Source organism: Thalassobacillus devorans (genome assembly GCF_900176565.1).
In the GTDB taxonomy this organism is placed as follows: domain Bacteria; phylum Bacillota; class Bacilli; order Bacillales; family Halobacillaceae; genus Thalassobacillus; species Thalassobacillus devorans_A.
The window spans coordinates 1,475,042-1,496,127 of the sequence record NZ_FXEH01000006.1; the positions used below are offsets into that span (position 1 = coordinate 1,475,042).

At 42.0% G+C, this 21,086-nt stretch carries 25 protein-coding genes; 2 read left to right on the plus strand and 23 right to left on the minus strand.

What is annotated here, in order from left to right; translation table 11 throughout:
* Positions 1 to 144 precede the first annotated feature (144 nt).
* From B9Y67_RS18395 to B9Y67_RS18490, 20 genes are all read right to left on the minus strand, one after another.
* On the minus strand, positions 145 to 1,029 hold the full coding sequence (locus tag B9Y67_RS18395; RefSeq protein ID WP_085508823.1) for a polyprenyl synthetase family protein: 885 nt from the start codon (positions 1,027 to 1,029) through the stop codon (positions 145 to 147).
* The gene (locus B9Y67_RS18400; RefSeq protein ID WP_085508824.1) at positions 1,029 to 1,265 is read right to left on the minus strand and encodes an exodeoxyribonuclease VII small subunit; all 237 of its coding nucleotides are present in this window, start codon (positions 1,263 to 1,265) and stop codon (positions 1,029 to 1,031) included. Before B9Y67_RS18400 ends, B9Y67_RS18395 begins: the two co-directional genes overlap by 1 nt.
* On the minus strand, positions 1,258 to 2,607 hold the full coding sequence (xseA, locus tag B9Y67_RS18405; RefSeq protein WP_085508825.1) for an exodeoxyribonuclease VII large subunit: 1,350 nt from the start codon (positions 2,605 to 2,607) through the stop codon (positions 1,258 to 1,260). The genes B9Y67_RS18400 and xseA overlap by 8 nt, the downstream gene beginning before the upstream one ends.
* A 14-nt stretch (positions 2,608 to 2,621) precedes the next feature.
* Entirely contained in the window at positions 2,622 to 3,476 is an 855-nt protein-coding gene (folD, locus tag B9Y67_RS18410) for a bifunctional methylenetetrahydrofolate dehydrogenase/methenyltetrahydrofolate cyclohydrolase FolD (RefSeq protein WP_085508826.1), read from the minus strand.
* 20 nt (positions 3,477 to 3,496) lie between these two features.
* Positions 3,497 to 3,877 (minus strand): transcription antitermination factor NusB, encoded by a 381-nt coding sequence (nusB, locus tag B9Y67_RS18415; protein WP_085508827.1) that lies wholly within the window; start codon positions 3,875 to 3,877, stop codon positions 3,497 to 3,499.
* 819 nt (positions 3,878 to 4,696) lie between these two features.
* Entirely contained in the window at positions 4,697 to 5,095 is a 399-nt protein-coding gene (locus B9Y67_RS18420) for an Asp23/Gls24 family envelope stress response protein (protein ID WP_085508828.1), read from the minus strand.
* A 19-nt stretch (positions 5,096 to 5,114) separates the two neighbouring features.
* Positions 5,115 to 6,470 carry an acetyl-CoA carboxylase biotin carboxylase subunit gene (gene accC / locus B9Y67_RS18425; RefSeq protein WP_085508829.1) on the minus strand — a complete coding sequence of 452 codons (1,356 nt, stop codon included), beginning with the start codon at positions 6,468 to 6,470 and terminating at the stop codon, positions 5,115 to 5,117.
* Positions 6,471 to 6,483: 13 nt separating this feature from the next.
* Positions 6,484 to 6,996, minus strand: coding sequence for an acetyl-CoA carboxylase biotin carboxyl carrier protein (gene accB / locus B9Y67_RS18430; protein ID WP_085508830.1), 513 nt, complete (start codon positions 6,994 to 6,996; stop codon positions 6,484 to 6,486).
* Positions 6,997 to 7,236: 240 nt separating this feature from the next.
* A complete protein-coding gene (locus B9Y67_RS18435; protein WP_085508831.1) occupies positions 7,237 to 7,785 on the minus strand; it encodes a SpoIIIAH-like family protein in 549 nt (182 codons plus the stop codon).
* A gap of 15 nt (positions 7,786 to 7,800) precedes the next feature.
* On the minus strand, positions 7,801 to 8,421 hold the full coding sequence (spoIIIAG, locus tag B9Y67_RS18440; protein WP_085508832.1) for a stage III sporulation protein AG: 621 nt from the start codon (positions 8,419 to 8,421) through the stop codon (positions 7,801 to 7,803).
* Entirely contained in the window at positions 8,414 to 9,019 is a 606-nt protein-coding gene (gene spoIIIAF, locus B9Y67_RS18445) for a stage III sporulation protein AF (protein WP_085508833.1), read from the minus strand. Before spoIIIAF ends, spoIIIAG begins: the two co-directional genes overlap by 8 nt.
* Before the next feature lie 12 nt (positions 9,020 to 9,031).
* The gene (gene spoIIIAE, locus B9Y67_RS18450; RefSeq protein ID WP_085508834.1) at positions 9,032 to 10,198 is read right to left on the minus strand and encodes a stage III sporulation protein AE; all 1,167 of its coding nucleotides are present in this window, start codon (positions 10,196 to 10,198) and stop codon (positions 9,032 to 9,034) included.
* 27 nt (positions 10,199 to 10,225) lie between these two features.
* Entirely contained in the window at positions 10,226 to 10,615 is a 390-nt protein-coding gene (spoIIIAD, locus tag B9Y67_RS18455) for a stage III sporulation protein AD (RefSeq protein ID WP_062446637.1), read from the minus strand.
* A gap of 6 nt (positions 10,616 to 10,621) precedes the next feature.
* Positions 10,622 to 10,828 carry a stage III sporulation protein AC gene (gene spoIIIAC, locus B9Y67_RS18460; protein WP_028783177.1) on the minus strand — a complete coding sequence of 69 codons (207 nt, stop codon included), beginning with the start codon at positions 10,826 to 10,828 and terminating at the stop codon, positions 10,622 to 10,624.
* A gap of 17 nt (positions 10,829 to 10,845) precedes the next feature.
* A complete protein-coding gene (spoIIIAB, locus tag B9Y67_RS18465; RefSeq protein ID WP_085508835.1) occupies positions 10,846 to 11,358 on the minus strand; it encodes a stage III sporulation protein SpoIIIAB in 513 nt (170 codons plus the stop codon).
* The gene (gene spoIIIAA / locus B9Y67_RS18470) at positions 11,303 to 12,292 is read right to left on the minus strand and encodes a stage III sporulation protein AA (protein WP_254901840.1); all 990 of its coding nucleotides are present in this window, start codon (positions 12,290 to 12,292) and stop codon (positions 11,303 to 11,305) included. Before spoIIIAA ends, spoIIIAB begins: the two co-directional genes overlap by 56 nt.
* A gap of 326 nt (positions 12,293 to 12,618) precedes the next feature.
* Complete coding sequence (gene efp / locus B9Y67_RS18475) at positions 12,619 to 13,176, minus strand: elongation factor P (protein WP_085508837.1); 558 nt, start codon at positions 13,174 to 13,176, stop codon at positions 12,619 to 12,621.
* A 29-nt stretch (positions 13,177 to 13,205) separates the two neighbouring features.
* Positions 13,206 to 14,267: a M24 family metallopeptidase gene (locus B9Y67_RS18480; RefSeq protein ID WP_085508838.1), complete on the minus strand. Its 1,062-nt coding sequence runs from the start codon at positions 14,265 to 14,267 to the stop codon at positions 13,206 to 13,208.
* 2 nt (positions 14,268 to 14,269) lie between these two features.
* Complete coding sequence (aroQ, locus tag B9Y67_RS18485; protein ID WP_085508839.1) at positions 14,270 to 14,713, minus strand: type II 3-dehydroquinate dehydratase; 444 nt, start codon at positions 14,711 to 14,713, stop codon at positions 14,270 to 14,272.
* 72 nt (positions 14,714 to 14,785) lie between these two features.
* Positions 14,786 to 15,295 carry a YqhR family membrane protein gene (locus tag B9Y67_RS18490; RefSeq protein ID WP_085508840.1) on the minus strand — a complete coding sequence of 170 codons (510 nt, stop codon included), beginning with the start codon at positions 15,293 to 15,295 and terminating at the stop codon, positions 14,786 to 14,788.
* A 146-nt stretch (positions 15,296 to 15,441) separates the two neighbouring features.
* On the opposite strand from B9Y67_RS18490, the gene B9Y67_RS18495 reads away from it, so the two are divergent.
* Together B9Y67_RS18495 and B9Y67_RS18500 are read left to right on the plus strand one after the other, a co-directional pair.
* On the plus strand, positions 15,442 to 16,386 hold the full coding sequence (locus tag B9Y67_RS18495; protein WP_085508841.1) for a DUF1385 domain-containing protein: 945 nt from the start codon (positions 15,442 to 15,444) through the stop codon (positions 16,384 to 16,386).
* A gap of 33 nt (positions 16,387 to 16,419) precedes the next feature.
* Entirely contained in the window at positions 16,420 to 16,815 is a 396-nt protein-coding gene (locus B9Y67_RS18500) for an SA1362 family protein (protein ID WP_085508842.1), read from the plus strand.
* 16 nt (positions 16,816 to 16,831) lie between these two features.
* Here B9Y67_RS18500 and B9Y67_RS18505 read toward each other — a convergent pair whose 3' ends face one another.
* From B9Y67_RS18505 to B9Y67_RS18515, 3 genes are all read right to left on the minus strand, one after another.
* Positions 16,832 to 17,722 (minus strand): patatin-like phospholipase family protein, encoded by an 891-nt coding sequence (locus tag B9Y67_RS18505; RefSeq protein ID WP_085508843.1) that lies wholly within the window; start codon positions 17,720 to 17,722, stop codon positions 16,832 to 16,834.
* 117 nt (positions 17,723 to 17,839) lie between these two features.
* Complete coding sequence (mntR, locus tag B9Y67_RS18510; protein WP_085508844.1) at positions 17,840 to 18,268, minus strand: transcriptional regulator MntR; 429 nt, start codon at positions 18,266 to 18,268, stop codon at positions 17,840 to 17,842.
* A gap of 175 nt (positions 18,269 to 18,443) precedes the next feature.
* Positions 18,444 to 21,011 carry a vitamin B12-dependent ribonucleotide reductase gene (locus B9Y67_RS18515; RefSeq protein ID WP_085508845.1) on the minus strand — a complete coding sequence of 856 codons (2,568 nt, stop codon included), beginning with the start codon at positions 21,009 to 21,011 and terminating at the stop codon, positions 18,444 to 18,446.
* Positions 21,012 to 21,086 lie beyond the last annotated feature (75 nt).

Consider the following 21,086-nt stretch of genomic DNA (forward strand, 5'->3'; position numbering starts at 1 on the left):
AACACAAGGAACTTCATCGATATGCCCTTTGGCGGATTTTTAGGCCCGCCTTCAGGAACGGAGGGCTGACTAGAATACTGCACCATCCCTTATGTAATTAATAATATACCATAAACGTCAGACTTCCTCAATTAAACAATACTATTAATGATCCCTGTCGCTAAGGTGATCAATCAAGGTAAACAGCATCGTATTTCCCACCTCAGCCTTTCTCAGCGAATTTTTTGCCCGATTCACATAGATATTTTTAGTTTTGAGGGAACCTTCTATTCCAAGTATACCTGGATAAGTACTTTTGTTATTAATAGTATCGCTGCCCACAGGTTTACCCAGTTTAGCTGCGTTACCACTAACATCTAGGATATCATCCTGGATTTGAAAAATAATTCCTAACAAGTCAGCGGTCTCTACGAGCGATTGGAGCTGCCTTTCATTTGCCCCTCCAATGTATGCCCCGGACATTAAAGCGAAACTGATCAGCCTTCCAGTTTTCAAGTGATGAATCTTTTCCAGGCTTTCCAGTGGAATTTCTTTGCCCTCGCTTTCCATATCCATTAATTGACCTGCCACCATTCCAAGGGCACCGCTTGCGATCGAAAGCTTTTTCACCAGGTGTACCTTCTGTTTATCAGATAGACCTTCCGCTTCCATGATCGCTTGGAAACTTAAAGTTAATAAAGCATCTCCGGCAAGGATAGCTGTCGCTTCATCGAACTTTTTGTGATTGGTCGGCTGTCCCCGCCGTAAATCATCATCATCCATAGCTGGCAGGTCATCATGGATCAAAGAATACGTATGAATCATTTCCAGGGCCGCCGCTACGGGGAGAACATCCTTTTTCTTACCGCCAAAGGCTTCACAGGAAGCCATCATCAGAATAGGACGCAGCCGTTTACCCCCGGCCCGGATAGAGTATAGCATGGAGGTTTTTAAGCTGGGCAGGATTGGTTTATTGGTAATATAATCTTCCAGATAATCATTGATGAGAGCCTGGTGTTTTTCTAAATATAAAGAAAGTGACTGATCCACTATTCTTCCTCCTGCACCGAAAACGGTTCGAATTCGCCATGTTCATTCATGATCTGCTGCATTTGCTGTTCCACGCGATTCAATTTTTCACTGCATGTTTTCGAAAGTTTCATTCCTTCTTGGTAATAATTGATTGCCTTCTCCAAAGGGACATCGCCTTCTTCAAGTTTTTCTACTAGAGACTCCAGTTGCTCAATCGCTTCTTCAAAGCTCAGCTCTTTATGGTTTTCACTCATGTTCATCCTCCTCTATCCCCCAGACCTGACAGTCCAAACTTCCATTTTGAAGTTTTAATTGGATGGCTTCTCCAGGCTGAACCGATTCTACTCCCCTGATTACATTTCCGTTTTCATTGAAAGGAATAGCATACCCTCTTTTCATTATTTCCAGCGGATTCAAAAGGGTCATTTTTTCCAGTAAATTATTAAACTGTTTTTGTTTTTCATTCAATTGTATACCTATTTCCCGGTTTAAACGCTGACTCAATTGTTCGAGCCGTTCCTCCGTTTGTTTTACTTGTCGTTCAGGGTGATGCTGTTGCAGCCTGGTATTAATATGCTTTAAAGTATCTAGTTTTTGCTTTTGATGTGCTTCCATACGCTTGTTCAATGAATCAATCAACCGGTCAAGTTGTTGTTCTTTTTGACGTGTCAGTTGTGCCGGGTATTTAAAAGCATAAGATCGTTTAAGGCGGTCCAGACGCTTCGATGCTGCCGTGTGTTCATTTAACAAAGCACGCTGAAGACGCTGATTCAATACCATGATTCTTTGATTTAGCTCCACTTGTGATGGAACCGCTAATTCCGCTGCACCGGTGGGCGTAGCTGCACGAATATCTGCTACAAAATCACTGATGGTATAATCCGTTTCATGTCCTACAGCTGAAATGACAGGGATATGAGATTCTGCAATTGCACGAGCAACCGCTTCCTCATTAAAACTCCATAAATCTTCAATCGATCCACCGCCCCTGCCGACAATCAAGACATCGAATGCCCCTATACGGTTAGCATATTCAATAGCTTTGACGATTGAATCTTTCGCTCTTTCTCCTTGCACTAACACTGGCAATACGGATCGTTTCACCACCGGATATCTTCGCTTTATGGTGGTTAGAATATCCCGGATGGCGGCTCCTGTAGGAGAGGTGATAATGCCGATATGCTTCGGATAGACAGGCAGCTTCTTTTTAAAGGCTGGCTCAAACAGTCCTTCTTTTTCAAGCTTTTCTTTCAATTGTTCAAAAGCGAGATACAATGCTCCTATTCCATCAGGTTCCATTTCGTGGATATATAACTGATATTGGCCCATCGGTTCATACACTCCGATTTCTCCTCTAACGAGGACATTAATCCCATTTTCTGGCGTGAACTTCAGAAATCGATTATTCCCCGCAAACATCACAGCCTGTATTCTCGCTTTATCATCCTTTAAAGAAAGGTACATATGCCCCCTGCTATGATGTTTGAAGTTTGAAATTTCTCCGCGGAGCCATACTTCCTTCAAATGAGGATCTGATGAAAATTTACGCTTGATATATTTTGTAAGAGCTGTAACTGTTAAATAGCGATCGTCCACGTGAAAAGCTCCTTTTATATGACATTATAAATTTTTTTGGCAGCTTTAATCGTGTTATGTAATAACATGGTAATTGTCATCGGCCCAACACCTTTTGGTACTGGAGTAAGATAGGATGCAATCGGCTCAACTGAATTAAAGTCGACGTCACCTACTAGTTTTCCATCCACCCGGTTGACACCTACATCAATAACGACCGCACCTTCTTTAATATGCTCCCCAGTAACAAGCCCAGCTTTTCCTGCCGCAACAATAACAATATCCGCTTGTCTTGTATGAAAACCCAGATCAGGAGTTTTAGAATGGCAATAGGTAACGGTTGCGTGTTCGTTCAATAGCAGTTGACCTACGGGTTTACCGACGAGGTTACTGCGCCCAACCACTACTACATGCTTTCCTTTTATGTCAATTTCCGCCTTTTTCAACATCATTAATATCCCATATGGGGTACAAGGATAAAAAGTATCCTGCCCTGTCATCATTCTTCCGACATTTATCGGATGAAAGCCATCAACATCTTTTGCGGGATCTATCGCTTCAATCACTTTCTGTTCCGATATATGTGCTGGTAACGGAAGTTGAACGAGAATGCCATGTACAGATTCCTTGGCATTTTGCTCTGCTATCAAATCTAATAACTCTTGTTCAGAAGTTGTTTCAGGCATTTCAATCAAGTTGGATTCCATGCCGACCTTTTCCGAAGCCTTTTGCTTTCCTCTTACATAGGAAAGTGATGCTGGATCTTCCCCGAGAATGATGACGGTCAATCCTGGTATAATATTTTTTGTTTTTAACTCTGCTACTTCCTGCTTCATTTCTTCTCGAAGCTCTGCTGCCAGTTCTTTTCCATATATGATATTTGCACCCACACGAAACAACCCCTCTACATTTATTTGGTCATTTTAGATAATACACCGTTGACGAACTTTCCGGATTTCTCGTCTCCGAAGACTTTCGCCAATTCAACTGCTTCATTGATAGCTACCTGCTCAGGCACGTCTTCCACAAAATCGATTTCATAAACTGCCATTCGTAACAATGTTTTTTCCACCAGTGGAAGACGCTTTATTGTCCAATTTTCCAGGTGATTTGAAATTTTTTCGTCTAATACTTGCTTTTGAGCAAAAACACCATGGATTAATTGCTCCATAAATGCATCACTTTTTGTTTCTTCTAATACATGTTCGATTGCCTCTTCCATATCGATATCATTGACGTCCACTTGAAATAATACTTGAAAAGCTTTCTCGCGAGCTAGGTGTCGTTTCATGTTTTAATCTCCTTTAAATCCTCTTTAACGTTATATCCGTATGCATGATAACATTTTATCACTCGAAAAGCTATATTAAACCCACACCTGGCCTGCATTCAGAAGAATCATTTTTAATGAATCCCTTTTCATCTCGCCATATTGAATCTTGGGGACAATAACGTAGTTATTATTTCATAAGATGCTTATTCAACTAAAGGGCCGAATTGTGGAAGACTCAGTTTCAAGATAGTGAGGGTTCTTTACCATAATAGCGTCAGGGATGTCCGGGAAACTACTCGCTTTCCTGCGGGGGAACCGGCAAGCCTCCTCGGTCGTTTTCACTCCCTGTGGGGTCTTGCCTAGTCCCTTCTCCCGCGGGAGTCTCGCAGTTTCCCTGCCACCCCATCCGAAGGATGGGAGAAAAGAACCCCTGTTATATTGCAGATGTCTTCTACTTTTAATGGATAATTGAATAAAGACGCGGTTTTAAGCTCACATTTCATGCATAGCTCACTCTTGGTTTGAAGAACGATATACCGATGTTTCCGTATCTCTCATAAACGCAAGGAGGTCCGGGAAATTGAGAGACTCCAGTGGGAAGATAGTACATGGTGAGATCCCGCAGGGCTTTAAGCCCGAGGAAGCTCACCGTACGCCCATGGAAAGCGAGTAATTTCCCGGACCTCCTAACTGTTACTATCGTAACGGAAACAATTTATCTCGAAACTGAGTCTTCAATTAAAGGGAGCTTTTATGGAAAATCAATGCGTTGATTTAACAGGAGCTGCAAATTAAAAAAGCCATAGATCTCAGCTAGAGAGACCTATGACTTTTATTTTATTGTTCTTCTACTTCTTCGTCTTCTTTCAATTCCATTTGGACACCGACGACATGGATATTGATTTCATTAATTTCTAATGCCGTCATGTTTATTAAAGCCTGGCGGATATTGTCCTGAATTTTTTGAGCTGCAGCCGGGATTGCAATGCCATAGTCCATAACAACAAACACATCAATGCTTATTCCGTCATCTTCCAGCTCAACTTTGACACCTTTCCCATGATTTTTCTTCCCTAACCGTTCTACAACCCCTGAAGCAAAGTTTCCACGCATAGATGCTACCCCTGCTACTTCAGAAGCAGCAATACCCGCAATAACTTCTATTACTTCCGGGGCAATCTCAACATTTCCTAGTGAAGAATCACTGCTTACATTCAATAAGCGCTGTTCACTCATACCATTCACTCCTTCCCCACTATTCATCATCCATTATAGTATATTTCTCTAAAAATTTTGTGTTGAAGTCTCCGCCGACAAAAACAGGGTGTTTCATCATTCGCTGATGAAATGGGATAGTGGTTTTGATGCCATCGACCATATACTCATCCAACGCCCGGCTCATCCGGTCGATAGCTTCTTCTCTCGTTCTTCCATAAGTGATCAATTTAGCAATCATCGAATCATAGTATGGAGGGATCATGTAACCTTGGTAGGCTGCAGAATCCACCCTTACCCCCAAACCTCCTGGCGGCAGGTACATTTCTATTCTCCCAGGTGAAGGCATGAAATCTTTGAAGGGATCTTCTGCATTAATTCGGCACTCCATCGCCCATCCTTCAAAAGTGATATCTTCCTGAGTGTATTCAAGCTTCTCATCTGAGGCTACTTTGATTTGTTCTTTAATTAAATCAACACCAGTGACCATCTCAGTGACTGGATGTTCTACCTGAATACGTGTATTCATTTCCATGAAGTAGTAGGTATTCTGCTCCTGGTCAAATATAAATTCAACAGTCCCCGCTCCTGAATAATCGACTGCAAGTGCGGCTCTTACAGCTGCTTCCCCCATATCTGCCCTGATTTCGGAAGTGATGGCAGGGGACGGAGTTTCTTCGATCAACTTCTGTAAACGACGTTGAATCGAACAATCCCGTTCTCCTAAATGAATCGCATTACCGAAATTATCAGCTAGTACTTGAATTTCCACATGGCGGAAATCTTCAATGAATTTTTCGATGTAAACACCAGGATTTCCAAATGCTTTTTCTGCTTCATTTTGAGTGACACGGATTCCTTTAACCAGTTCATCTTTGTCACGGGCAACACGAATTCCTTTACCGCCACCGCCAGCAGTTGCTTTGATGATGACAGGATATCCAATTTCCTCTGCAACTTTCAGCCCGTCTTCTTCATCTGCAATAATTCCTTCTGATCCTGGAACTACAGGTACACCTGCTTCTTTCATTGTTTCACGGGCTACATCTTTTGTGCCCATTTTTGAAATAGCATATGCAGATGGCCCCACAAAGGTCACATTACATTCCTCGCACATCTCCGCAAACTCTGCATTTTCAGAGAGAAAACCGTATCCCGGGTGGATGGCATCTACATCTGTCAATTTGGCCAGGCTCATAATATTTGTATAATTTAAGTAACTGTCTTTACTCAGTGTCGGGCCGATGCAATAAGCTTCATCTGCCAGCTGAACGTGTAAGGCTTCTTTATCAGCTTCTGAATAAATCGCCACCGTTTCAATGCCCATTTCTTTACAAGCCCTTATGATACGAACTGCAATTTCACCTCTATTGGCAATCAACAACTTTTTAATCATACAGCTACCCCCATTAAACGGTCTTAACCCGGAAAAGTGGCTGTCCGTATTCGACTAGCTCTCCATCTTCTGCCAATATTTCTACGATTTCTCCGGATACTTCCGCTTCGATTTCATTAAATAATTTCATCGCTTCTACAATGCACACCACGGAGTCAGGCTTTACCTTATCGCCGACTCTTACATATGGATCACTATCTGGTGAGGAAGCAGCATAGAAGGTACCGACCATCGGTGAGGTAACCTCTGCATCATAATCAGACTGGGAGGATGCTGGTGCTTCTTGCTTGTTCTCTTCCTGCGCAGGTGTTTCTTCTGTTTTTTCTTTTACCGGCTCTGGTTGTGGCTGCTTTTCTTCCTTAACAGGAGCAGCAGCTTGCACAGGTTCTTGCAGTTGCTGGCTGACAACTTGTCCGCCTTGTTTTTTCATGGTTACTTTTGTTCCGTTTGTTTCGAAACAGAATTCATCAATTTTAGAATCATCAATTAATCTAATTAATTCTCGGATTTCTTGAACCTTCAACATAGATGGCACCCCTTGTTTTTTTATTACGGATTTAATAACAGGTATTAATAACTCCTTTTAACATTCTACGATAAAAGCAGTAGAAACTTCAACTTTGCACTAAAGCGTTTTCCATTTTGTTAACTATTTCCGGCGTCAGACTCCATTAGTGTTAAGAACTGTAACCACATTTGAACTGATTCACCTTATCGTTTAATCTCACAAATAAAAAAAGACCTCTCCGGGAGAGATCTTTTCTATTTAGTTAGCTGGTTGAAATTTTACCCTGACTGGCTTTTCACCAAACTCATCGACAGCCATTTTAATAATATTGTTTGTTTCTTTTTTAGAAAGTTCATTTGCTTTGACAGTTACATTAATAACATCCTCTTCCACTCGAACCAAGACATCATCATACTGGGCATTTGCCTGAATAGTGGTTTCCAGAATCGACTCTTTTGTTTGAAGTTCCTGTAACTGCTGCATTTCCTGTAGAGCATCATTTTTTTCATCTGCGCTATAATCACTGGAGGCTACGATATCGGATAATTGCTCATGCTGTTTGTCTCTTGCATCTTGCTTTTGCATACGGATGGCAGCAAACATCTCTTCTGCTGACATTTGGCTGATAATTGTGCCCTCGTCATTGTTTGCATCAGCAGCCATGTCATCTCCTGATTCGTTCTGGCTCCATTCCTCATCATTAATGAACGCCATTTCATCGCCTTCTGGTGCCGTCATGTAATAAACACTCAACACAATCATCAGACTTAACATTGTCAATAACCAAACGGTTTGCTTTTTAACCATTACCCTTCCCCCTTATTAATTTTTAGGCATGACCGATACTCGATGACTCGGTACATCCATCACCCTTGAGACTGCTTCGACTACCCATTGCTTCACTTGCATATGATCTACACCTTTCGCTACCACCAACACCCCTTTGACATTAGGTTTTTTTGTTTGTATCAATAATGGAAGCTCCTGATCGCCTTGCCTTACCAACACCAGCTGCTGCTCCCGGGAATAATCTTCGATACTCCTTTCCCCACCGTTTTTATCTGATTCTTCAGTGGTCTGCTTTCCAATAATAAGGTTTTTGTCGTAAACCTTTTCTTTGGTTGCTTCAAGGTTGATCATTACCTCCACCTCACTCACTCCCTTTATATTTTCTATTAAGGGGGTGAGCTGCTTTTCGTAGCTTTCTTCAAGATCCTTGATCCCTTCTTCTGTATCGGCGTTGTGAACCGCAGTTTCTGCAGCTGCGCCCGGATCTGGCTGTGTGGACAAATCAATTGGGTCCGGGGAAGATTTTTGAAAAATGTTCCCGACCATCAACAGCAAAAGACCAATCAATCCGACTAGGACGATATAGCCTCTTTTATTGAGCTTTTTACCGTCATCTTTTTTTAAGAAGGAAAAAATCTCCTGCCATTTACTCATTTGCACCCTCCCATTGAATCGTGATTCTGTCTTGGTCCAACTGCCAAAGTTCTGCTAAATAAGATACGATTGCTTCTTTAGTCTGCTCGTCCTTTTCTTGCGCAGGTTTGTCTAAGTCAATATCAATGTTCTCAATGGATTCCACTGTTTCAACCTCTTTCAAAGACACCTGTACGGTTTCCAGATGTTCCAGGTCTTTCACTTCATCTTTGAACAGGAAAGTAATATCCATTATTTCTGCGCTGAAGTCCTGGGCCAGCTTTTCTTCTGCCTGAGATTTCATTTGGACAACCATTTGTTCTAATATATATGCATCCTGCGTGGCTTGTATTTCACTTTTCTTTGTTTCAACTGATTTTTTTAACGCTTCTTCTTCCATTATCTCAGTCGAGAATGTCTGAGCCTGGGTTTGAATCAACTGGTTTACATCCGTATTGAATAATCGGAACAATGGATTGAGGAAAATTAAGACGAGTATGAGAGATATTGCCAACCTGGCATACTTTTGCATTTGCCCCGAAGGAAGCAGGAAATCGATCACCATTGCCAGCAGTAAAAAGATAACTATTTCCGTCACCCATTGAATAATGAATGCCACGGTTTTTCCTCCTTATCGAACCATCATCGTCAAGTTACTTGATGCCACTAATATGGCAATTAACAGGAAGAACATAAAGGTAACAGTCAGTAAACAAGCAAATATATATAAGATATGTTTGCTGATAATAGAAATACTTGTTACTACCGGCCCGTTTCCTATCGGCTGAAGGACTGCCGCTGCAATTTTGAAAGTGAGCGCAATTGCCAGTACTTTTAGAGCTGGGAATAAAGCTAGTCCAATCACAATGATTACGCCCGCCAAACCGATTGTATTTTTCAATAGTAATGAAGCTCCCAATACGGTATCTGTTGCATCCGTGAACAGCCTGCCGATTACAGGAACGAAATTACCTGTAACGAACCTCGCCGTTTTCATCGCCACCCCATCCTGTATGGCCGTAGCTGCACCCTGTACAGAAATGACACCTAGAAATATCGTCAGGAAAGTTCCGATTAGCCCAAGGCCAATATTTCTTAACAGTTGAGCCAGCTGATCCACTTTATATTTATCTGTCAATGAACTTGTCATTAACAGCAGGGCTGACAAGTAAAAGAGCGGTAATACCACCTTCGATATTAGGACACCACTTATCTGAATAAGAAAGATTATAATAGGATGAAAAAATGATAAAGACACTAAGTGCCCGAACGTTGCCATTATGCCAAGCAACAGTGGTAAAAGCCCGATAATGAATCCACTCATGGCATCGATAGCATCACTGGTATAAGATACCGCCAAATGAAAACTGTTTAGTGCTAGCATTATTAGAACAAGGTAAACGATCATATAGGCAACTTTGCTTACCGTAGTTTGTTCAAAAGCATTTTGTAATGTATGCAGGACCGTTATAAATAAAGTGAGAAAAATCAAACTTCCCAGCAATTTTCCGTTCGCAATCAGTTCATGAAAAAGAAATTTAAGGAATCCTTTTAACCAATCCATGACCGTCAACTCAGATGATTGTTTGGCAAAATCTTTTATATTCATCTGTTTCAATTCAGGTAAATAGCCCCCATACTCCCTGACAATAGAACTCCAATATTCATTTAATTCTCCAAAGTCTATATTTTCCATCAGTGGCTCGGGTCCAGCCGGCTGACTTGGCTCGGCAGCTATTGGGTCAGGTGCAATCAATATTCCTATCACTATTAATAAAACTAAGGAGGGCCATTTCATTTTATGCCCATCCCCCTTCTATCATCATTATCCAGGGAAAAATCCTAATATCGCTTCAATTAAAGCCGTCAGAATCGGTATGGATAAGAGCAGAATGAATACCTTTCCTGCCAACTCAATTTTTGAAGCGATAGAAGACAACCCTGCGTCCTTTGTCAAATGAGCGCCGAATTCCGCAATATAAGCAATACCGATTATTTTTAAGATTGTCTCGACATACACCCCATGGATGTTCGCTTTTCCCGCCATATAATCAATCAATTTAAAAATATGGGAGATTTGCTGGATGAGAGCCAGGAATATGATCAGCCCAGTGAAGATAGCAAGCATGAAGGCTAAAGATGATTTTTGTTCTTTTAAAAGCAATATCAAAATACTGGATACAATGCCGATTCCCACAATTTGTAAGATATCCATTTCAAATTATCCTTGAAATAAAAATACCGATTTGATTTGCTGGAACAAATCAGCTAGTCCGTTCAGAACGATAAAAAGAACGATGATGAACCCGACAAGAGTAACCACTTGGGCAATTTCTTCTTTTCCCATTTGCTTTAATATGCTATGAATCATTGCTACGATAATTCCTATTCCTGCAATTTGAAATAAAACCGTTGCATCTTGGATCACGATCTTCGGCCTCCTCCTTAGATGAGTAACAATACGATAAGTAAGCCTGTCAAGAACCCTAGTCCTTTGACAGTTTTGTTGTATTGATGATAAATACTCAGAGCCTCTTCCAACTCCCTGTCCAGATGGCTTAATGCTAACTGCACTTGTTTTCTTTGATGTATAAGGTCCTGTTGTCCAAGTGTCTGCCCAAATTGTTTGAGTATTTCTTTTTCATTTTCTCCTAGCGAAGTGTAGACCCAATGACGATCAAGTTCTTCCGTCCATACCTGGCTGAAGTCTACACCTCCTTTATGCTTGGTTGACGCAACTTCCCGAAAAAACCAGGAGATTGGTTCCTGCAGCTGCTTAGAAAGGTAGGAACACGCCTCCAGGAGCGGGGTCTGTCCATAAACCATTTCTGATTCCAGTATCTGTAAGGCGTGCTTCCATTGCTTAATTTGTCTAGGTCGCTGTTTAAATTTGCGTGCAACCTCAAATCCTACCCATGTGGTGGCGGCTAGTAATAACAGGGCTCCTATCCACTTCATGCGCATTCCCTCCTGAAGTCACATCCATGATGTTCTCAGTTTCATCCAAAATCATCGCTCTGCCTGCCGGATTGCCACTGCCGCTTTTCTGTAAAAGGACAAACCTTTTGAAAACCTGCTGGTCCAGCAACTGTTTAATCGAAGGACGTTTTCGTAATTCTTTTAAGTTATTTCCATGCACAGTACAATACAAAGTTACGCCGGCGTTGATTGCTTCTTGAATAGCATCTACATCCCGTTGATGTCCGATTTCATCGACCACCAATACGTCTGGCGACATGGACCGGATCATCATCATCATTCCTTCTGATTTGGGACAGGCATCCATAATATCCGTCCGCCGCCCTAAATTAAGTTGGGGAACACCATGGATGCTGGCCCCTATTTCCGATCTTTCATCTATAACAGCAACTTTTTTTGCTGCCACTCCTTTCCATCCAGTGCTGATATGGCAGGTGATATCCCGCAACAAAGTTGTTTTTCCAGTCTGTGGAGCCCCTATAATCAACGTATTGCAATAATTACCTTGATGAACAAGGCGACCCATCAGTCCCTGGGCAGCCCCGCGCTTTTCTCTTGCAATCCGAATATTGAAGGAAGAAATATAACGGATGGCCTGTACAGCACCATTGCTCGTGTTGACTTTACCTGCAAGTCCGATCCGATGTCCCCCCTCTACTGTGATAAAACCCTCTCGCAACTCATCTTCCAATCTATAAAGAGAAAACTGACTGACTTGATTAAGAATATGGTTTTTTTCCGTTTCTGAAGGAACCAGATGTTCTAGCCATTCATAATCCTTGTAGTAGACTACCTCCAGTGGCTGTCCAACCCTGACCCTTATTTCATGAACCGTCTTCCAGTCCACCGCTTCCTCAAGCGCCTTCTGCATAACGGGAGGAAATAAATTCAAAATCTCTCTCAACAAGACCACCCCATCTACCAACTCTTTAATGTAAATGTATGCACCACGAGATGGTATATGACTATCTCTGGAACGGAAAGATCATGTCCAGTAAACTATTAACAAGCAGACAAAAAGAACACCAGTACAGGATTGGTGTTCTTTTATGTACACGTTAAAATGGAACACGCAGCTACGGGTGCAGCCCTATTTCATACCCTGAAACTCTATACATTCCCTTATCCATAGAAATTAGCAAGAAGGCCATTTGGTTCCAGCTTGCCTGGTATGGACAAATAAAAAAAGCTGCCCCGGAAAGTCTATTGCAGACTTATGGGACAGCTCTTCTATTATATTTAGCCTCGAGAAACGTATTTTCCGTCAGAAGTGTTGATGATCAGTGTATCTCCTTCATTTACGAAAAATGGTACTTGGACGACGAGTCCGGTTTCGACTGTCGCTGGTTTTGTTCCACCGCTTGCCGTATCGCCTTTGACACCTGGCTCGGTTTCTGTAACTTCAAGTTCCACATTGTTTGGCAACTCGATACCAATTACTTCCCCTTGATAGGTTTGGATACTTACTTCCATATTCTCTTTCAAGAATTTAAGTTCACGTTCGATTTGGTTTGTTTGTAATTCGAGCTGCTCATAGGTGTGATTATCCATAAAAGTATGGGCGTCGCCGGATGAATACAAGTATTGCATTTTATTCGTTTCAATATGGGCACGCTCTACTTTTTCTCCACCCCGGAATGTTTTCTCCTGGATATTCCCATTCCTTAAATTACGAAGTTTTGACCTTACAAATGCAGCACCTTTACCAGGCTTGACATGCTGGAATTCAACAACAGACCAGATCTCACCATCTACTTCAATGGTCAAACCGGTTTTAAAATCATTGACTGAAATCATTAATATCTCTCCTTTTCCCTGCGTTCTCTTTACAACGTAATTAATTCTTTAGGTGATTGGCTCAGACGCTCATTACCCGATTCCGTAATGAGAGCATCATCTTCAATTCTGCAACCGCCTACTCCCGGCACATAGATACCTGGTTCTACTGTGACTACCATTCCAGCTTCCAAAACTTTGTCGCTGCGAGGTGACAAACCAGGACCTTCATGAACATCCAATCCTAGTCCATGCCCTGTAGAATGACCAAAATATTCACCGTAACCCTTTTCTTTAATATAATCACGTGTCAGGTCATCTGCTTCTTTGCCTGTAATTCCAGCAGCTAACCCTTTCATACCACGTAACTGCGCTTCTAGTACGGTATCATAAATTTCCTTCAGCTCATCACTGATCTGCCCTACAGCAACTGTGCGGGTAATATCAGAACAATAGCCTTTATATAATGCCCCGAAATCCAAGGTGACAAGTTCTCCGGACTGGATCTCTTTTTCCGAAGCTACTCCGTGAGGATAAGCAGACCTTTCTCCAGAGGCTACGATGATGTCAAAACTCGAGGAAGTAGCACCTTGCTTACGCATAAAGAATTCCAGTTCATTGGCCACATCAACTTCTCTGATACCGGGTTTAATGTAGGAAAGGATGTGGTCGAAAGCGTCATCTGCGATTTTAACAGCATCCTTTAATATACTAATCTCTTCATCTGTCTTTATCAACCTCAACTTTTCCACAAGACCAGATGTAGGTACGAGCTCAGCGCCTAACTTCTCCTCGTACTGACGATGACTGCCGTATGTAAGTAAGTCTTGTTCGAAACCGGCAGTCTTCACTCCCAATCGGTCGACCTGGGCAGCAATCTCGTCGACTAATGACTGCTTATGTTCCACTATTTCATAACCTTTCGCCTGTTCTTCTGCCTGTTTTGTGTACCGAAAATCCGTAATGAGCAACGCTTCTTCCGCTGTAATTAGTACGGCCCCGGCAGTTCCTGTAAAATTAGTCAGGTAGCGTCTGTTTTTATCACTCGTCACTAGTAATGCGTCAATATCCATGTCTTGTATGCTTTGTCTAATGCCCCTGATTTTATCCATATTTACCTTCTCCCTTCGAAACTTTCCATTAATGCTAACGCAGCCAGGCGATAACCAAGGAGGCCGAACCCGACGATTTGCCCCTGGCAGACTGGGGAGAGCATCGATTGATGCCGGAATGATTCCCGCTGATGGACATTTGAAATATGAACCTCCACTACAGGAACTTCAATAGCACTGATAGCATCCCGCAAGCCAATGCTCGTATGCGTATATGCAGCAGGATTAAAAATTACACCTTCATATTTCCCTTCTGCCTGTTGAATGGCATCGATCAAGTCACCTTCATGGTTCGATTGATACTCATCCACTTCGATTCCCTTTTCAGCGGCAGTTTCTCTTGCCAGCTTTACAGCATCATCCAGGGTGCCATGCCCGTATATACCTGGTTCTCTTTTTCCTAATAAATTTAAATTTGGTCCATTTAAAACCAGCAAGCGTTTCATCATGATCTCTCCAGTGCTTCGTAGAATATTCACACAAATCAATCTTATCATACTTCCATGGGCTTTTAATAATCATTTCCCTGAAGCATCGCCATCAGCTGGCTGATTAAGATCATGATATTCATATGATATGGAATACCCGATAAACGTACCGTATAAAACAAATAAGCAAATCGTCGTGACAATCGTATCACTTGTCATATCCGGAAGAGCAGGAACAGCTGCAAAAATAGGGTTCAATAAATAAAATACGATCCCCCAAACTGCTATCCCGTACAAAATACCAGGCGCCAGACCATTTGTTTTTTTCAATGCTAAGTAATAAACAAGGGCACCTGCTATGGATATCAGACTGACACCAATGATACCCAGTACTTCCCCTAAAAAGGAACTCGTCCAGCCAGTCTGCCAGAATGAACGAATTAAGAATGAAGCAGGCGATACTTCCGTAAAATTAAAATAGTAAGATAGTGCCCCGAATATACTCCATAACATCCCGCCGACAAACCCGGTCAGTAAAGATTTATTCATGATGCTTATTGGTTTTTCCTGTTGGTTTTGTTCTAATTGTGTCTTATCCATGTCAACACCTCCATCTGCTAGTTTCTCCCTTTAGCATCAAATAATTCTTAAACAGGGCTCATAGGAAGAAAAGGGGCTAGTGATACTATGGGATTTGCTGTAAAATATAAGTTAAGAGGTAAATTACAACGTAAGGTTGGTGTACTATGTCCGAAAAAAATTCAACTGCATACGGCGGGCAGGCTGTAGTAGAAGGCGTTATGTTCGCCGGAAAAAAAAGCTATGTAACTGCCATACGTAGAAAAGATAAAAGTATTGAATATTTTGAGCTGGAACGGAAAGAATCTAAAATAGCAAATCGTTTAAAAAAGATCCCATTATTAAGAGGTCTCGTTTCTCTCATTCAAGCAAGTGCAAATGGCACCAAACATTTGAATTTTTCTACTGAAAGATATGATGTACACCCAGAGGATGACGAGCAGATCGAAAAAGAAGAAGAATCTTCTAAATTAGCTATGATCTTAGGTGTGGGGGCCATTGGTGTATTATCTTTTTTCTTTGGAAAGCTTATTTTCACAGTTACTCCTGCATTAGTAGCTGACTTCTTTGAACCTGTCATCTCTGGAAGGTTCGGCCAGGTCGCATTGGAAAGCCTATTCAAACTCATTTTATTACTGGGTTATATCTATTTCATTTCCATGACACCAATCATTAAGAGAGTATTCCAGTATCATGGAGCTGAACATAAAGTAATTAATGCGTATGAAAATGGTGCCCCACTGACCGTAGAAGGAGTACAAAAGCAATCACGTCTCCATTACCGTTGTGGATCCAGCTTTATTTTGTTTACAGTTATAGTTGGGATGTTTGTTTACATGTTCGTTGCCACAGATCCACTGTGGTGGAGGATCGTTAACCGGATCTTTCTCATACCTATCGTTATTGGACTTTCCTTTGAAGTTTTACAACTAACGAATAAAGTAAGAAACGTTCCTCTACTAAAGGTATTAGGGTATCCAGGTCTGTGGCTGCAGCTCCTGACAACCAAGGAACCAAAAGACGATCAAGTTGAAGTTGCATTACATTCTTTTAAAAAAGTGCTTGAAAATGATGAAAATGGCCGAAAAGGTGGTATACAGATAGTAGGGTGATCTCTTAACGATTTGAAAATGGAAGGGAGGCACATGAAAATCATGCCACGCAGTCGTATGACTCCTGTCATTTATATTTTGATTGGGCTTGCAGTCGTCGGTCTTGTAATGAAATTGGCGACCGATGCCATGGGTCTTTTGACAAACCTGTTGATTATGGTAGGTATCGCAGCAGTTCTTTACTTCGTGCTTAATCATTTTCTGATGAAACGAAGAGGTGGGTCATCAGATGAAATGAAAAAATACAAACAGGCTGTCAAGCAGTCGAAAAAGAAGTACAAAGGGAATGAAAGTAGTACAAAACCTACTGGAAAATCTACCTTCAACCCATCCCCTATCCTTAGTAAAAAGAAACGAAAAACAAGTGCTGCACACCTGCGCGTTATCGAAGGCAATAAAAACAAGAAAAAAAATCGAGCCTCATCTTAAGATGAAGCTCGATTTTTTATTTTCTCCATTTCCCCATAAACATCTCCGCATGCTCTCTTCCAATTTGAATTAACTCATCTTTTTGGTTCTCATTCAAGTGAAAATCCGTAGTATCAATTGTAGTTACTGGAATAAAGAGAATATCTGCACTCTTAGATTTAGAAATATACCGCGCATCGTGCGCTTGCTTCATAGTAGAAAAAAGCGCATGGAACATTTCGATTGAGTTATTGATTTTCCTTTCCGGCAGCTGGTTTGGTGGATTGCTAAGTTTCATACCGAGTATCGGTCTGATCCGCTTTCCATCACGATTTTCCAGTGACCAAATCGGGAAATTGCTAAGCAATCCACCGTCTACCACTATAGATTTGACGTTCCCCTTGCCTTGTAATTTGACTGGACTAAAATAATACGGAAGTCCAGCACTCATCCTTACTGCTTTCGCAATTGGAAATTGGTAAGGATCAATATTATAATAGGTCTCTAAGTCATCTGGTACAACCAGTATCCTTCCAAGGGTCAAATCAGAACAGATGATTTTCAGTTTTCCATCAGGCAGATCACGAAAGGTATAGACACCTTTAGCCGCAAGGCGATCATATAACCAACGTTCAAGCCGATCCCCTTTATATAACCCCATGCGAAAATACAATAAAAACCATTTGGTAAAAGGAATCAGCCGGTCCACCAAAGGAGGGTCGACGAATGTTTCAAAATCTAATTCCCTTAGGACAGTTTCGAGTTCATTGACGCGATAACCCGCTGCAAGCAGACTGGCGGTGATTGCACCCGCAGAGGTTCCAGCCATCCTTTGAAAGGTATAGCCTCTTTTTTCCACCACCTGCAATGCTCCCACAAAAGCAAGAGCTTTTACCCCGCCCCCTGAAAAAACACCATCGATTTTCATAGGTCCCCTCCTTAGAGGCCATTTGTTTCATATATAAGGAGTTACAGGCTCGTATAGAACCGAAAAATCACGAAAAAAAGACGCCCTTTCTTCAAGGTACGTCTTTACTGCTTGGTTTTATGTGGTTTCTTTTTCATTATTTTCTTGTACTTGCCGCAGTCCTTTAATTCTTGTTTCATCTTCTTCAAAGTATTGCACCAGGTCACCTATACGATCGATGGAGTTCCAGCTTAAATGGTGTTCAATACCTTCAACATCTTCATAGATGTTTTCATCAGCTACACCAATGATTTCGAGGAATTGCTCCAACAACTCATGCCGGTAAACGAGACGTTTTCCTATCTTTTTCCCTTTCGCCGTTAATACAAGGCCCCGGTATTTTTCATAATTCAGGTATTGATCCCGATCCAGCTTCTGTACCATTTTTGTTACAGAGGAAGGGTGGACACTCAACGCTTCTGCAATATCAGAGACCCGTGCATATCCCTTCTCCTCTATCAGCATATATATTTGTTCAATATAGTCCTCCATACTCGGTGTCGGCATGCTAATCCCCCAATACTGCCTATCTGGATATGTATAATAAAAATCATACACTAGTTTCTAAAAAGTGACAAGAAAGACCCTATCATAATAACTATTGGAAAGTCTTTTCACCCGGTTTGTTTTTTCGTATAGCAAAAACCCTGCAGCTGGATTGCCACAGGGTTCATTACTTAAATTATAACCCACACTTTAACTGGGCATTACAATTCGTGCATGTATTACAACCGCCAATGTCTTCCACTTTCCCTTTACGGCATACAGGACAAGTATTACCAACTTCTGACCCAATCGTCACATCCGTTTTTGTTAATTCCTGGACGGTATCCATTAATACGACCCGAGGTTTTTTATCTTCTTCAAATTCAAATTCTGTCTGTTCGCCCTCAAAATCATTTTCTTCGGCTTTAAGCGTCAGCACCTGTGAATCACGGCTGCCGTCGACATAAACCGTTCCACCTTTGGCACCTCCGCGATACAGACGCTGGTATACACTTTCCACCTGCTCGACAGAATAACCTTTAGGAGCATTGACAGTTTTAGAGATAGAACTGTCGACCCAGCGCTGGATCACACATTGGGTATCCGCATGGGCTTCCGGTGATAACCCCATCGCAGTTACAAACCAATCAGGCAGATGGTCCGGATCCTGCTCTGGATGGTGATCCAAATATTCCTGGACGATGTCCGCCTTCACCTCTATGAACTTCCCTAACCGTCCGCTTCGGTAGTAAGAGAAGGAGAAGTATGGCTCAAGTCCTGTTGAAACTCCTACCATCGTTCCTGTGCTGCCTGTAGGGGCTACCGTCAACAGATGGGAGTTGCGGATGCCATGTTCAAGTATTGCTTCACGAATATCGTCCGGCATTTGTTTCATGTACCCTGTATCGATAAACTGCTGCCGTAATTCGTTCGTTTCCTTATCGGTTTCTCCTACTAAATAAGGGAAGCTCCCTTTTTCTTTAGCCAGCTCAATCGAAGCACGATAAGCTGTGGTGGCAATCGTTTCAAAGATTTCATCCACCAGTTTGTTGCCTTCTTCTGAACCATATTCCGTTTCACAGTAGATCAACAGGTCATGAAGCCCCATGACACCCAGACCGACACGACGCTCACCAAGCGCCTGCTTACGGTTCTCTTCCAGGAAGTAAGGCGTCGCATCGATGACATTATCCTGCATCCGTACCCCGGTTTCTACTGTCTTCTTCAATTTATCGTAGTTGACTTTTTTATTCTCTTTGTCCGCCATCGCTGCCAGATTGACGGCGGCAAGGTTACAAACAGAATAAGGAGCAAGAGGCTGTTCACCGCAAGGGTTGGTTGCAACCACTTTTTGTCCATAGGCAGTAGCATTCGTTTTTTCATTAGCATTATCAATAAAGAAAATACCAGGCTCTGCCGAATAAGTGGCACAGATGTTAATCAAATTCCATAGTTCTTTTGCTTTGATTTTCCTGTACGTACGAACGCCGTATCCTTTGGCTTTCCATTCCCGTACATCGCCAACCTTATGCCATTCAGCATTATATTCATCCATTTCCTGAGCAGTGTAATTTTCCACATCCGGGAATCGAAGATGGTAATCTTCGTCATTCTCTACTGCTTCCATAAATTCTTTAGTGATGCAGACCGAAATATTGGCTCCTGTAAGGAAATCAGGATTATGAACCGTATAAGTCCCTCCGGTCAACAGTTTTTCTTCCGCTTCCCTAATAGCCTTTTCTGTAAAACCACCATAGCCCGGCATATTTTTATAGTTCACAACACTTTGATACATGTCACGCTCTGTTTCTGTTAAAGGAGTGAACTTCAGTTTTTCCTGAGCTAATCGCTTAATTTGTCCATCTTCCGTGTTCTCAATCAGGAAACGAAGAATCCGGGGATTCTGCATCTTCGAAATAATGAACTCCAGAACATCCGGATGCCAGTCCGCAAGCATAATCATCTGAGCCCCTCTTCTTGATCCGCCCTGCTCGACCAAGTGGGTAAGCTTGGCAATATCATCAAGCCAGGATACAGAACCAGAGGACTTCCCATTTACGCCTCTCGCCAGGGCGTTACGCGGCCGTAATGTCGATCCATTCGTTCCGACCCCGCCTCCACGGGACATGATTTCCATCACTTGCTTTCGATGATCAGATATTCCTTCCCTGGAATCCTGTACAAACGGCATGACGTAGCAGTTGAAGTAAGTAACATCAGTATTGGCACCTGCTCCATAGAGGACTCGGCCTGCCGGTACAAAATTCAATTCAGAGAGTTCTTTATAAAATTCCTGATACCAGGTGTGCTTTTTCTCCGGATCTGTTTCTACCTCCGCTAACCCGGTTGCATTACGCATAGCAATTTGTTCGTAAAATATTTCCAAGGGTTTATCAATCGTATCCAGATTCCGTGTTACTATCCCTGTTTCGCGTTCTTCATCGTTATCCAGTACATGAACAAATTCCTGTTCAACCTTAACATTCGCCCTTTTCGCTTCCCAATCAATCGATTCAATGAACCCCAGACCACGTGCAGGGAAATTCGGATCTTCCTTTACTGTTAGTACTACAAAATCCCCTTCGCCTAAAGTCAGTCTTTCTGTATCTTTAAAAGCGTATCGATCCAGCATGACAAGACGCGATACTCCTTTATGTGTAATGTTCATATCCGGTTCAATCTCATGGACTTGAGGGAATTGTCGAATATCTTTATTCAACCGCTCTACGTCAATGTTTGTATGAGATTCAGCAGTAGTTGGCATCAATGAACCTCTCCCTTATCTATTTATTTTATATAAAAATGATGGTATTCTTCTTGTTGTCTGTTTTTTTTATTC

Excerpts from the sequence above, each read along its gene's own strand:
- B9Y67_RS18400 (WP_085508824.1), bottom strand. The coding sequence starts at position 1,265 with ATGAGTGAAAACCATAAAGAGCTGAGCTTTGAAGAAGCGATTGAGCAA.
- nusB (WP_085508827.1), bottom strand. The coding sequence starts at position 3,877 with ATGAAACGACACCTAGCTCGCGAGAAAGCTTTTCAAGTATTATTTCAA.
- B9Y67_RS18420 (WP_085508828.1), bottom strand. The coding sequence starts at position 5,095 with ATGAGTGAACAGCGCTTATTGAATGTAAGCAGTGATTCTTCACTAGGA.
- accC (WP_085508829.1), bottom strand. The coding sequence starts at position 6,470 with ATGATTAAAAAGTTGTTGATTGCCAATAGAGGTGAAATTGCAGTTCGT.
- accB (WP_085508830.1), bottom strand. The coding sequence starts at position 6,996 with ATGTTGAAGGTTCAAGAAATCCGAGAATTAATTAGATTAATTGATGAT.
- B9Y67_RS18435 (WP_085508831.1), bottom strand. The coding sequence starts at position 7,785 with ATGGTTAAAAAGCAAACCGTTTGGTTATTGACAATGTTAAGTCTGATG.
- spoIIIAG (WP_085508832.1), bottom strand. The coding sequence starts at position 8,421 with ATGAGTAAATGGCAGGAGATTTTTTCCTTCTTAAAAAAAGATGACGGT.
- spoIIIAE (WP_085508834.1), bottom strand. The coding sequence starts at position 10,198 with ATGAAATGGCCCTCCTTAGTTTTATTAATAGTGATAGGAATATTGATT.
- spoIIIAD (WP_062446637.1), bottom strand. The coding sequence starts at position 10,615 with ATGGATATCTTACAAATTGTGGGAATCGGCATTGTATCCAGTATTTTG.
- spoIIIAB (WP_085508835.1), bottom strand. The coding sequence starts at position 11,358 with ATGAAGTGGATAGGAGCCCTGTTATTACTAGCCGCCACCACATGGGTA.
- efp (WP_085508837.1), bottom strand. The coding sequence starts at position 13,176 with ATGATTTCAGTCAATGATTTTAAAACCGGTTTGACCATTGAAGTAGAT.
- B9Y67_RS18480 (WP_085508838.1), bottom strand. The coding sequence starts at position 14,267 with ATGGATAAAATCAGGGGCATTAGACAAAGCATACAAGACATGGATATT.
- aroQ (WP_085508839.1), bottom strand. The coding sequence starts at position 14,713 with ATGAAACGCTTGCTGGTTTTAAATGGACCAAATTTAAATTTATTAGGA.
- B9Y67_RS18490 (WP_085508840.1), bottom strand. The coding sequence starts at position 15,295 with ATGGATAAGACACAATTAGAACAAAACCAACAGGAAAAACCAATAAGC.
- B9Y67_RS18495 (WP_085508841.1), top strand. The coding sequence starts at position 15,442 with ATGTCCGAAAAAAATTCAACTGCATACGGCGGGCAGGCTGTAGTAGAA.
- B9Y67_RS18500 (WP_085508842.1), top strand. The coding sequence starts at position 16,420 with ATGAAAATCATGCCACGCAGTCGTATGACTCCTGTCATTTATATTTTG.
- B9Y67_RS18505 (WP_085508843.1), bottom strand. The coding sequence starts at position 17,722 with ATGAAAATCGATGGTGTTTTTTCAGGGGGCGGGGTAAAAGCTCTTGCT.
- mntR (WP_085508844.1), bottom strand. The coding sequence starts at position 18,268 with ATGCCGACACCGAGTATGGAGGACTATATTGAACAAATATATATGCTG.
- B9Y67_RS18515 (WP_085508845.1), bottom strand. The coding sequence starts at position 21,011 with ATGCCAACTACTGCTGAATCTCATACAAACATTGACGTAGAGCGGTTG.